The sequence below is a fragment of the Chitinimonas lacunae genome (assembly GCF_042650885.1).
GTDB lineage: Bacteria > Pseudomonadota > Gammaproteobacteria > Burkholderiales > Chitinimonadaceae > Chitinimonas_A > Chitinimonas_A lacunae.
Window position 1 is genome coordinate 3,845,209 of sequence record NZ_JBHSBU010000001.1, and the last position, 12,196, is coordinate 3,857,404.

Annotated in this window: 9 protein-coding genes; 6 read left to right on the plus strand and 3 right to left on the minus strand. The window is 61.9% G+C overall.

The features are described 5' to 3' along the window. The first annotated feature begins 119 nt into the window (after positions 1–119). The 3 genes from ACFOW7_RS16540 to ACFOW7_RS16550 all read left to right on the plus strand — a co-directional run bounded on the left by ACFOW7_RS16540 (position 120) and on the right by ACFOW7_RS16550 (position 3,667). The gene (locus tag ACFOW7_RS16540; RefSeq protein WP_378166332.1) at positions 120–1,016 is read left to right on the plus strand and encodes a LysR substrate-binding domain-containing protein; all 897 of its coding nucleotides are present in this window, start codon (positions 120–122) and stop codon (positions 1,014–1,016) included. Between the two features lie 114 nt (positions 1,017–1,130). Next, positions 1,131–3,002 (plus strand): S9 family peptidase, encoded by a 1,872-nt coding sequence (locus ACFOW7_RS16545; RefSeq protein ID WP_378166335.1) that lies wholly within the window; start codon positions 1,131–1,133, stop codon positions 3,000–3,002. Positions 3,003–3,145: 143 nt separating this feature from the next. Continuing rightward, positions 3,146–3,667: a GNAT family N-acetyltransferase gene (locus ACFOW7_RS16550; protein ID WP_378166337.1), complete on the plus strand. Its 522-nt coding sequence runs from the start codon at positions 3,146–3,148 to the stop codon at positions 3,665–3,667. A 377-nt stretch (positions 3,668–4,044) separates the two neighbouring features. Here ACFOW7_RS16550 and ACFOW7_RS16555 read toward each other — a convergent pair whose 3' ends face one another. From ACFOW7_RS16555 to ACFOW7_RS16565, 3 genes are all read right to left on the minus strand, one after another. Beyond that, on the minus strand, positions 4,045–4,380 hold the full coding sequence (locus ACFOW7_RS16555) for a hypothetical protein (RefSeq protein ID WP_378166339.1): 336 nt from the start codon (positions 4,378–4,380) through the stop codon (positions 4,045–4,047). Positions 4,381–4,542: 162 nt separating this feature from the next. Beyond that, the gene (locus tag ACFOW7_RS16560) at positions 4,543–5,205 is read right to left on the minus strand and encodes a lytic transglycosylase domain-containing protein (protein WP_378166341.1); all 663 of its coding nucleotides are present in this window, start codon (positions 5,203–5,205) and stop codon (positions 4,543–4,545) included. 607 nt (positions 5,206–5,812) lie between these two features. Next, positions 5,813–7,528, minus strand: a complete 1,716-nt coding sequence (locus ACFOW7_RS16565; protein WP_378166343.1) for a proline--tRNA ligase — start codon at positions 7,526–7,528, stop codon at positions 5,813–5,815. Between the two features lie 225 nt (positions 7,529–7,753). On the opposite strand from ACFOW7_RS16565, the gene ACFOW7_RS16570 reads away from it, so the two are divergent. The 3 genes from ACFOW7_RS16570 to ACFOW7_RS16580 all read left to right on the plus strand — a co-directional run bounded on the left by ACFOW7_RS16570 (position 7,754) and on the right by ACFOW7_RS16580 (position 12,180). Then, positions 7,754–8,494 carry a GntR family transcriptional regulator gene (locus ACFOW7_RS16570; protein WP_378166345.1) on the plus strand — a complete coding sequence of 247 codons (741 nt, stop codon included), beginning with the start codon at positions 7,754–7,756 and terminating at the stop codon, positions 8,492–8,494. Positions 8,495–8,910: 416 nt separating this feature from the next. Further along, positions 8,911–10,497, plus strand: coding sequence for an ABC transporter substrate-binding protein (locus ACFOW7_RS16575; protein WP_378166347.1), 1,587 nt, complete (start codon positions 8,911–8,913; stop codon positions 10,495–10,497). Positions 10,498–10,590: 93 nt separating this feature from the next. Further along, positions 10,591–12,180, plus strand: a complete 1,590-nt coding sequence (locus ACFOW7_RS16580) for an ABC transporter substrate-binding protein (protein ID WP_378166349.1) — start codon at positions 10,591–10,593, stop codon at positions 12,178–12,180. Positions 12,181–12,196: the final 16 nt, after the last annotated feature.

Sequence of the window (12,196 nt, forward strand, 5' to 3'; positions counted from 1 at the left end):
TATGCGTTTTCCACATGGCGGTTTTTTTATATTGTCTGTCCAACTAGGGCAGTGGCTGCGCCAAACGACTTTATGGCATGTAAGCTATGAGCATTCCTCATAGCTTTAAAGGTCCTGCCATGAACCGTTTGCCGCCGCTCGACGCCCTGCATTGTTTTGTCGTGGTCGCCCGTGAGGGCAATATGAGCCGGGCGGCCGAGCGGCTGTTCATTACCCAGAGTGCGGTCAGCCGGCAGATTCGGCAACTGGAGAACCATCTCGGTCTGGCGCTGTTTGTTCGCGAACCCCGCGGACTCAGCCTCACCCTCGAAGGCCGCACCCTGCTGCCGGCAGCCGAAGCTGCGTTTGACGGGCTGGCGCGGGCGGTCGAGGCACTCGCTGGGCGACCGGCCGAGTTGCAGCTCAAATTGCCGCCGCTGTTTGCCCTGCGCTGTTTCCTGCCTCGTCTGGGCGAATTCCAGGCCCGCCATCCCGATATCGAAGTGCGGATGAATGCCGTGCCGTTCCAGCGCATCCATTTCGAGCGCGAGGACTTCGATGCCGCCATCCTGTATGCCCGCACCCCCCCGCCCGAGGTATATGCCGAAGCGTTGGCCAGCGAACGGCTGACTGTGGTCTGCTCGCCTGCGACAGCCGCGAGGCTGGAGCGTCCGGCCGATCTGGCCCTGCAACCGCTGATCCGACTCGGCGCCGATCTGGGCCCATGGACTGCCTGGCTCACGGCCGCCGGCATCAACCATCCGGCCGTGCAGACCGGCCCTGAGCGGGCTCAGCTCGAGGGCGCCATCGATGCGGCCAGCCAGGGTCTTGGCGTATTGCTGACCGATCCCCTGTTGATCGCCGGCGAACTGGCCAGTGGTCGTCTGCTTGAACCTTTCCCGACCCTGCGGCTCGATAGCGGCTTTGCCTACTGGTTCTGCTGCCCGCGCACGCGGCGCGACGAGCGGCCGCTGGCGGCCCTGCGGCAATGGCTGCGCGAAAGCATGGCGATGTCGATGCCACAATCCGCTGGCTGAGCCTGGTCCACTATTGACCATACTCACCGGTATGTTTATTGTCGCGAAGGCTGCTGCCTCGGCCGGGTCGGCGTGGCGCTTTACTAGGATCGATTCATAAGGAGAGAGAAACTGATGCCCAAGATGCTCAAGCCCCTGGCGCTGGCGACATTACTGGCGCTGGGTCAGGCCCATGCCTCGACCGAGGTTCCGCTGCGCGATTTCTTCCGTAACCCGGAGAAGGCGGGCTTCCAACTGTCGCCCAACGGCAAATATGTTTCCTTCGTTCAGCCGCATGAAAATCGGCTCAATATCCATGTGATGGAGCGGGGGGGCGAAGCCCGGCGCGTGACGGCGGTCAAGGATCGCGACATCCGCAATTACTTCTGGAAGGGCAACGATTTCCTGCTCTATCTGAAGGACAACGGCGGCGACGAGAATTTCCATCTGTTCACGGTGGACCGCGAAGGCAAGTCCAGCCGCGATCTGACCCCGTTCGATGGCGTCAAGGTAACGTTGATCGACGATCTGGAGCGCCATCCGACCGATGTGATCATCGGCCTCAATAAGCGCAAGAAAGAGGTGTTCGATCCCTACCGCCTCAACGTCAAGACCGGCGAACTGACCCAGATCGCCGAGAATCCGGGCAATATCATCGGCTGGCTGACCGACCACGAGGGCAAGCTGCGGGTGGCGATTGCTTCCGATGGCGTCAATACCAGCTTCCTGCACCGCACCGACGAAAAGTCGCCGTTCAAGAACGTGCTGACCACCGGTTTCAAGGACCTGCTGGCGCCCCTGTTCTTCACGCCCGATAACCAGCGCCTCTACGTCGCTTCCAATATCGGCCGCGACAAGGCGGCCATCGTCGAGATCGACCCCAATACGGCCAAGGAAGTCCGGCTGGTGTACGAGCACCCCGAGGTCGATGTGACCCAACTGGGCTACTCGGAAAAGCGCAAGGTGGTGACGGCGGCGGTCTATGAAACCTGGAAGTACGAACGCAAATTCCTCGATGCCGAAGCCGAGAAGCTGTACGGCAAGGTCGCGGCCAAGCTGCCGGGCTACGAGGTGTCGCTGACCAGCAGCGACCTCGACGAGCAGACCTATACCGTCTCGGCCTGGAACGACCGCACCCGTGGCAGCCAGTACCTGTACGACGTCAAGACCGACAAGCTGGAAAAGCTCGCCGATATCGCGCCGTGGATCGACGAAAAGAAAATGGCGCCGATGCGCCCGATCAGCTACAAGAGCCGCGACGGCCTGACCATCCATGGCTATCTGACCCTGCCGCTCAACCGCGAAGCCAAGGGCCTGCCGGTGGTGGTCAATCCGCACGGTGGTCCATGGGCACGCGATTCCTGGCGCTTCAACCCCGAAGTCCAGTGGCTGGCCAACCGTGGCTATGCGGTGCTGCAAATGAACTTCCGTGGCTCGACCGGCTACGGCAAGCAGTTCTGGCAGTCCTCGTTCAAGCAATGGGGTCTCAAGATGCAGGATGACGTCAGCGATGGCGTCAAATGGCTGGTCGATCAGGGTATCGCCGACCCGAAGAAGGTCTGCATCTACGGCGCGAGCTACGGCGGCTACGCCACGCTCGCCGGCGTGACCTTCACGCCCGACCTGTACAGCTGCGCGGTCGACTATGTCGGGGTGTCCAATCTGTTCACCTTCCTGCAAACCATTCCGCCTTACTGGAAGCCCATGCTCGACAAGATGTACGAGATGGTGGGCCATCCGGAAAAGGACAAGGAACTGCTGAAGAAGACCTCGCCGGTATTCCACGTCGATAAGATCAAGACCCCGCTGCTGGTGCTGCAAGGCGCGCGCGATCCGCGCGTGGTTAAGGCCGAGTCCGACCAGGTGGTCGAGGCGCTGAAAAAGCGCGGTGTGGCGGTCGAGTATCTGGTCAAGGACAACGAGGGCCACGGTTTCTCCAACGAGGAAAACCGCTTCGAAGCCTACGAGACCATGGAGCGCTTCTTCAAGAAGCATCTGGGCAGCTGATCCGCCCACGGGCAAAGAGAACGGACGCTTCGGCGTCCGTTTTTCTATTTCTAACGTATGGACGAGTATATCTTGCACACGCTTTGCAGAAAATTCACTAATCGGCATGGATCGATGACGCCGACCAATCGGGAGGAACGGTGATGACCCAAGACTGGATCCGCAGCGAGCGTCTGCGGCTGCGTCCGTGGCACGAGGATGATCTCGATGTGTTTGCGGCGCTGACGGCCGACCCGCAGGTGGTGCGCTATGTCGGCGACGGCCAGCCGCTCGATCGGGCACAGACCGCCTATTGGCTGGAGCAGGCCAATCGCAACCGACGCCGCTGGGGACTGGGTACCCATGCCATCATCGAGCGCGCCAGCGACCGGCCGATAGGCTGGGCCGGCCTGATCCATAACGACAACGCCCCAGCACCCATGGCCGCCGAAATCATCTATGCCCTGGCACCCGACTGCTGGGGCCGCGGCTATGGCTCGGAACTGGTCGCCGCCCTGGTCGATTGGGCCTGGCAACAGCGTGGGCTGGCCAGTCTGCTGGCAACCGTCGACCCGGACAATGCCGGGTCGATCCGGGTATTGCAGCGCAATGGCTTTGTGTTCGAACAGATCGCGGAGGAGGCGGACGGGGCGAAGACGGCTTATTACTGGTTGGGGAGAGGCTGAGGCGTCTTTTGACAGAAAAAGGCGGACTGAGCAGGAATTACTTGCGGGGCGGCTGGTGGACAGTGCTGCAGCACGGCTTCGAGATCGGCCACGTTGCAACCCCCGGTCGGTGTTCGATCAGAAAGATCAGGGTTTTCGGGCCGAATCGGCGAGTCAGCGTCACATAAGCGCCGAGTTGGGACCACTACGGTCGGCAAGCGCCACTGCTCCAGCGGTCAGGGATGACCACAGCTGCTTATTCTGGCCGCGGCCGTGGTGCTTGCGGCTAATGGTGCGATGGTGACGAGTTGGGGCTTCAGCCAGGACGCCTGAGAGAGCTTGAGGGGAGAGTTCAGAAGACGCCGCATCCCGGGCAGGGGACGCAGCGTCCGGCGGGCTTAGCCGCCTACGGTCATCGGACGCCGCATATGCTGCATCATCCGATCAGCTTCGACCGATTCGATGCCGGGCTGCTGGCGCAGCTTGGCCATCAGGGCTTCCAGCGCGGCTTCGTTGAGCCGGCTGGGCAGTTTGACGATCCAGCTGCGTTCGCCCATCTGCCGCACGAACACCATATCGGTGCCGACAGCCTGGCTGAGTGAGGGCAGATGCTTGCTCGGCTCGGCGAGCAGGGCCGGGGTGACGCCGATAATGAGCTGGTCGGTGGTTTCGGCAGCGTGCGGGCTGATGGCCGCAGCCAGGATGACGGTAGCGAGTGGGGCACGTAATGCCATGGCAGAACTCCCTTGTGCGCTCGATGGCGCATCGTCTTTGGTTTGGATAATCGATCAGCTTAGTGAATTTTTGGCCGGGCTGGGCCGTGATCGACAGCAAAGCCGCGACCGGGAAGACCGATCGCGGCAGGTTCTGCCAGGAGCAAACGTAGTGCCCGCGCTTTAGCGTTTGATCTGGACCGGCTGGGCCGGCTCGTAGGATGCCCGGCGGACGGTGACCGGATTGGCCGGTGCACTGTAGCTCCAGTGATGACGCCAGGCGCCCAGCACCAGATTAGGGTATTCGGCCCGACCAAGGCTGCCGTTGTAGCGACCCAGCGCGCGGAACAGGTCGCCTTTTTCGATATCGAGATAGTGGCGCAGGATGGTGCAGCCATAGCGCAGATTGGTGGACATATCGAACAGGCTGTGGTCCTTGTTGCCGATCTGGCGTACCCAGAACGGCATCACCTGCATCAGGCCCCGGGCGCCAGCCGAGGAAATCGCGTATTTGCGAAAACCGCTTTCGACCTGGATCAGCCCCAGCACCAGTTGCGGATCGAGTCCGGCGCGGGTGGCTTCGTAGTGGATGGCGGTCAGCAGTTTTTCCCGCATATAGGGGTCGGGAATCTTCTTGGCCAGCCGGCCCGACATCTCGGACAGCCAGGCATCGCCTTCACCCGGGTTGGCAAAGACCAGCCGCGGGGCCAGCGAATCGTTGATCGAGCGCTGCATCGTGGTCGCGACCGAGGAGGACAGGGCTTCCTCTTTCTGGGCACCGGCATGGACGACCGTGGCGGTGAGCAGCAGGGTGACAAGGGCAGGAACGAAAGCAGACTTTTTCATGTACACCAGCTTAATTCGGTTTTGGGACATTTGCCGCAGCACAGCATGGTCGGTCATGCCGACTGTGCTTGCGGACCGGGGAAGGGCGATAGACCGGCTCAGCCAATAAGTGTTCCGAATCAAGGAACTGGCTAGGTATTTCCCCGGCCATCCCCGCCAGTGTCATGACTGATGGGGATGGAGAAATAATCCATTAGCATAAACTGAATCCGGGCCTTGCGGCCAACGTTGTAAGGAAAAAAATCCAGTCCTGTCGTCTCTGATGACCGGTTTTGCTTAAAAACGATGTCCAGGCCCAGACAAACTACAAAATCCTGGTCAGTGGCCGGTAAGCCGACGCACGCTGCAAGGTGCCCTGAGACGGTTTCCTGCCCACTCGGGCCTGGCTGGCATATCGCAGAATTGTAGGGAGGGTGAGCTGCAAAGCCAGGTAAGGCACCGTTGGTTTTCCTGGGCTAACCAGGCAGCTCAGGGCTTATCACCCGATCCCCTGACTGCTCGGCTAGCGCGGACGCAAATGGCCGATGGGGAGATAAGTCAGCAAAACGACAGCTGCAATGCCGCCGACCTGACTCGGGTCGGCGGCTATCTGACTTGATTCAGTTGATTAAATGCCGAATTTGGCGCGGATAAACGCCAGTGCTTCCTCGACACCCACCATCTCGGTCTCGCCGCCGGCGCGGCTGACATATTCGAGACGGCCCTCGGCCAGCGACTTGTCGCCGATGGTGATCCGGTGCGGGATGCCGATCAGTTCCATATCGGCGAACATCACACCCGGCCGCTCGTTGCGATCGTCAAGCAGCACTTCGATGCCGGCTGCGACCAGTTCGGCGTAGAGCTTGTCGGCTGCGGCCTTGACTGCTTCCGAGCGTTGGTAGCCGACCGGCACCAGGGCCACGCCGAACGGGGCGATAGGCTGCGGGAAGATGATGCCGCGAGCGTCATGGCTCTGCTCGATGGCGGCAGCGACGATACGGCTGACGCCGATACCGTAGCAGCCCATTTCCATCGGCCGGGTCTGGCCTTCGGCGTCGAGATAGGTGCAGTTGAGCGCTTCGGAATACTTGGTGCCGAGCTGGAAGATATGGCCGATTTCGGTGCCACGGCAGATTTCCAGCCGGCCCTTGCCATCGGGGCTCGGGTCGCCGGCCACCACGTCGCGGATATCGGCGACCAGATCGGCTTCAGGCAGATCGCGGCCCCAGTTGACGCCGGCCAGGTGGAACTTGGGCTTGTTGGCGCCGCAGACGAAGTCGGCCAGCGCGGCCACGCTGCGGTCGGCGATCAGTCGGATACGGCTGCGGTCGATACCGACCGGACCCAGGAAACCGGGCGGGCAGTTGAGGTGTTCGCGGATCTCGGCTTCGGTGGCGAAGCGGAAATCCTCCAGACCGGCGAGCTTGCCGGTCTTGACTTCATTGAGGTTATGGTCGCCGCGCAGCAGCATCATATGGAAGCGCTCGCCGGCCATCAGGGCGATCACCTTGACGGTGCGCTCAAGACCGATGCCCAGCAGTTCGGCCACCTGTTCGCAGGTGGTCTGCTTCGGGGTATCGACATCGCGCATCGCTTCGGCGGCAGCCGGACGGGCCGCGGCCGGGGCCAGCGCTTCGGCCAGCTCGACGTTGGCGGCGAAATCGGAATCGGGGCAGTAGGCCAGTGCATCTTCGCCCGAGTCGGCCAGCGCATGGAATTCATGCGAGGCATCGCCACCGATGGCGCCCGAGTCGGCTGCCACGGCGCGGAACTTGAGGCCGAGCCGGGTAAAGATATTGGTGTAGGCCCGGTGCATCACCACATAGGTTTCCCGCAGGCTGGCCCGGTCGGTATGGAAGGAGTAGGCGTCCTTCATGATGAATTCGCGCGCCCGGATCACGCCGAAACGCGGGCGGATCTCGTCGCGGAACTTGGTTTGAATCTGGTAGAAATTGAGCGGAAGTTGCTTGTAGCTCTTGATCTCGCTGCGGGCGATATCGGTGATGACTTCCTCATGGGTCGGGCCGAAGCAGAAATCGCGCTGGTGGCGATCCTTGATCTTGAGCATCTGCGGCCCCATGGCCTCCCAGCGGCCCGATTCCTGCCATAGCTCGGCCGGTTGCACGGCCGGCATCAGGACTTCGAGCGCCCCGGCCTTGTTCATCTCGTCGCGTACCACGGCTTCGACCTTGCGCAGCACCCGCAGACCCAGTGGCATCCAGGTATAGAGCCCGGAACCGAGCTTTTTGATCAGGCCGGCGCGCAGCATCAGTTTATGCGAGGGCAGTTCGGCTTCGTTCGGGGCTTCTTTGAGCGTGGCGAGGAAGAATTGCGAGGTGCGCATGGCCTTGTTCTTGTAAGAAAACGTAGAAAAAACGCGAGTTTACTCTAGCTCCACGCCCGGCGGTAGCGCTGCTTTCGGCCTTGACTGGTATTTCCCGGCATAGCCCCAGGGCTCGATCGATGTCACCATCGCCGCGCCGCCTGCCGCCTTTCTTCGTGGCGGCAAACATGGCACAGTGGCCGAGCAATTGCTCGAACGCCGCCGTGCCCAACCCTTACCGGAATCATGGAATCCCTGTCTCCCGTCTCGAAGTCCCCGCGCTATCGTCAGGTGGCCGACGAGCTGTCGGCCGCCATCCTGGGTGGCCGCTACCCGGTCAACAGCCTGTTGCCGACCGAAAAGGAACTGTGTCGCCACTATGCGATCAGCCGCCATACCGCGCGCGAAGCGCTGCGACTGCTGGAAATCGCCGGTCTGATCTCGCGTCGTCAGGGCGCAGGCTCCCTGGTGATCGCCGACACCCCGCCCGATCGCTATAACCAGTTCGCCCAATCGGTCGAGGATCTGCTCCAGTACGGCAATGCCACCCGCTTTCATATCGAGCGGGCCGAATCGATCGCAGCCGATACGCTGGCCGCCAGCCTGTTGGGCATTGCGCCCGGTACCGCCTGTGTGCGGCTCTACGGCATCCGCCGGCCGCGCCACGATCGTCGGCCGTTGGCCGTCACCGAGGTCTATCTGCCCGAGCCCGAACCGGCTGCCCGCTCGGCCCTGCTCGATCTGGGTCAGAGCATCTACCGGCTGCTCGATATTCTCGACCTGGCCAAACTGGGTTCGGTCGAACAGAACTTCACTGCCGTCTGCGCCGACCCCGAGCGGGCCACGGCGCTCGGGATGGCCCCGGGCGCGGCGGCCCTGCGTACCGTGCGGCGCTACTTCGACCGACAGGGCGAGTTGCTGGCCGCTGCGGTCAGCCTGCATCCGGGCGAGTCGTTCAGCTACTCGACCGTGCTGCGGCGGGCCTGAAGGGTGGCCTGGGCTTTATAGGAAGATTTCCTGCAAAACATCTGCAAGATGTAATGCTTAAAATCAAAAAAAATAAAAAAGCCCGCATAACTTTGCGGGCAGTGGTGGCGGCCGCCGACCGGACTCGGCGACGCGACCCCCGGTTTTTTCCCGCGCCAAGAGCTGGTACGGAAAAAAGGCCGAGCGGCATTCTGCCGTAAATAAAAACCCTGTTTCATGGCGTCGAGTTCTTTGTTTAGACGTTCCGGTATCTGCCTAAACCCCTGCTTCGTTGCGTTTACGCTACGCCTCTGTCGTTTCCCCGAACCCTTGTGTTACCGTTCTGCCGCCGCGCGGCCTGCCGCAATGCCTTGCCCAGGCTGGTTCCAGGCCCTGCTATGAAGATCACCAGATCACCTTTTCGAGGATTGACACCGATGAAGCGAAACACCGTGTTGCAGCTCGCCGTTATCGCCGCCCTGACTGCTGGCGTCCAGGCTGCGGGAACCCTGAAATACTGCTCCGAGGGCAGCCCCGCCGGTTTCGACCCGGGCCAGGTCACCGCCGGTACCGACTTCGACGCATCGGCCGAACCGATCTTCAACCGCCTGGCCGAATTCCAACGCGGCGGCACCACCGTTCAACCGGGCCTGGCCGAGAGCTGGACCGTCTCGCCCGATGGCCTGCAATACACCTTCAAGCTGCGCCGTGGCGTCAAATTCCATACCACCGACTGGTTCAAGCCCAGCCGTGAGTTCAACGCCGACGACGTGCTGTTCACCTTCGAGCGGATGCTGAGCAAGGACCATCCGTTCCGCAAGGCTTACCCGTCCGAATTCCCGTATTTCACCGATATGGGCATGGACGAGAACATCGCCAAGATCGAAAAAGTCGACCCCTACACCGTGCGCTTCACGCTGAAGAAGGTCGATGCCGCCTTTGTGCAGAATCTGGCCATGTCGTTTGCCTCGATCCACTCGGCCGAATACGCCGACCAACTGCTCAAGGCCGGCAAGCCCGCCCAGATCGTCAGCCAGCCGATCGGCACCGGTCCCTTTGTGTTCAAGAGCTACCAGAAGGACTCGGTGATCCGCTACACCGCCAACAAGGACTACTGGAAGAAGGGCGAAGTCAAGATCGACAACCTGATCTTCGTGATCGCCACCGACGGCTCGGTTCGCTACCAGAAGCTCAAGGCCGGCGAATGCGATGTGATGGCCTATCCGAAGCCGGCCGATCTGGCCCTGGCGCTCAAGGAACCCAAGCTGCAAGTGCCGTCGCAGGCCGGTTTCAACCTGGGCTACCTGGGCTATAACGTCAAGCACGCTCCGCTCGACAAGCTCGATGTGCGCCGCGCCCTCGATATGGCGATCAACAAGAAGGCCATCATCGACGCCGTCTACCAGGGCGCCGGTCAGCCGGCCGTGGCACCGATGCCGCCGACCCAGTGGTCGTACAACAAGAACCTCAAGGACCAGGGCTATAACGTCGAGCAGGCCAAGGCGCTGCTGGCCAAGGCCGGCGTCAAGGACCTCGAGATCACCCTGTGGGCCATGCCGGTGCAGCGCCCGTACAACCCCAATGCCAAGCTGATGGCCGAGATGATCCAGGCCGACTGGGCCAAGATCGGCGTCAAGGCCAAGATCACCAGCTACGAGTGGGGCGAGTACCTCAAGCGCGCCAAGGCCGGCGAGCACGACAGCGTGCTGGTTGGCTGGACCGGCGACAATGGCGACCCGGACAACTGGCTCGGCACCAACCTGAGCTGCGACGCCGTGGGCGGCAACAACTACGCCCAGTGGTGCGACAAGACCTTCAACGATCTGATCGTCAAGGCCAAGCAGACCACCGACGTCAAGCAGCGCACCGAGCTGTACACCAAGGCCCAGGAAATCTTCAAGCGCGAGCTGCCCTGGACCACCATCGCTCACTCGACCGTCTATGTGCCGATGAGCAAGCGGGTCGAAGGCTTCAAGATCAGCCCGTTCGGTCTGATGTCGTTCTACGGCGTCTCGATCAAATAAGAAGACGACAGGGCGGCCGGTCACGGCCGCCCTGGCTTGTGCACGGAGGATGTGGCGGCGCCCGGTGCCGCTGCACGAGAGGACACCCCTATCATGAAAAAAGCACTGCGTATCCTGCCGCTGGCCGGGCTGCTGGCCCTGGCGGGCGCGGCCGGCGCCAAGCCGCTGGTCTTCTGTTCCGAAGCCTCGCCCGAGGGGTTCGACGGTGGCATGTTCACCGCAGCCACCACCCAGGATGCCTCAAGCGAAGCCGTCTATAACCGGCTGGTCGATTTCGAGCGCGGCACCACCAAGGTGATCCCCGGACTGGCCGAACGCTGGGAGATCAGCAAGGACGGCCTCGAATACACCTTTCATCTGCGTCGTGGCGTCAAATTTCATACCACCGACTGGTTCAAGCCCACGCGCGATTTCAATGCCGATGATGTGCTGTGGACCTTCCAGCGCATGATCGACCCCAAGCACCCGGGCGCCAATGCCTCGCCGCAGGGCTGGCCTTATGCGGCCGATATGGGTTTCCCGACGCTGATCAAGAAGATCGAGCGGCTTGACGACTACAAGGTCAAGTTCGTGCTGAGCAAGCCCGAGGCGCCGTTCCTGGCTGACCTCGGCATGGGCTTCGCGAGCATCGTGTCGGCCGAATACGCCCAGCAATTGCACAAGGCCAATAAGCCGGGCCAGATTGCCCTGCTGCCCGTCGGCACCGGCCCCTATGTGTTCAAGCGCTACGACAAGGGCGCCCAGACCCGCTACGAAGCCAACCCACAGTATTGGCGCGGCAAGCCCGGCAGCGACAAGCTGATCTTCGCCATTACCGAAGACCCGGCCGTGCGGGTGCAGAAGCTCAAGCGTGGCGAATGCAATTTCACCGTCTATCCGAAGCCGGCCGATATTCCGCAACTGAAGGCCGACCCCAAGCTGCAAGTGCTGTCGACCAAGGCGCTGACGCTGGCCTATCTGGCCTTCAATACCCAGAAAAAGCCGTTTACCGACAAGCGGGTGCGCCAGGCCCTGGCGCTGGCGATCGACAAGGGTGCGATGGTCAAGGCGGTCTACGAAGGTTCGGCCGCCCCGGCACATTTGCCGCTGCCTTCGTCGATGTGGAGCTATAACAAGTCGATCAAGCCGTATTCGCTCGATCTGGCCCAGGCCAAGAAGCTGCTGGCCGAGGCCGGTCTGCCCAATGGCTTCGAGACCACCATGTATGTGCGCAACGGCGGTGGCGGCACCAATCCCAATCCCAAGTTGACGGCCGAGATGGTGCAGGCCGACTGGGCCAAGATCGGCGTCAAGCTCAAGATCGTGCCGATGGAATGGGCCGAACTGCTCAAGCGCACCAAGGCGGGCGAGCACGACACCACCATCAACGGCTGGGCCGGCGACAATGGCGACCCCGATAACTTCCTGACGCCCAACCTGACCTGCGCCTCGGCCCAGAGCGGCGAAAACCGCGCCCGCTGGTGCAACAAGTCCTTTGATGATCTGGTGGAAAAAGCCAAGCGCGCCACCGACATCAAGGAGCGCACCAAGCTGTATGAGCAGGCGCAGCAGGTGTTCATCGATGAAATGCCGTGGGCTACCCTGGTCGAGCCGATGACTACCGTCGTGTTCCAGAAGACCGTTACCGGCTTTGTGCCCAGCCCGTTCACCAACAACAATTTCGAAGCGGTGGCGATACGCTGAGGCGCTAGCGGCAAAG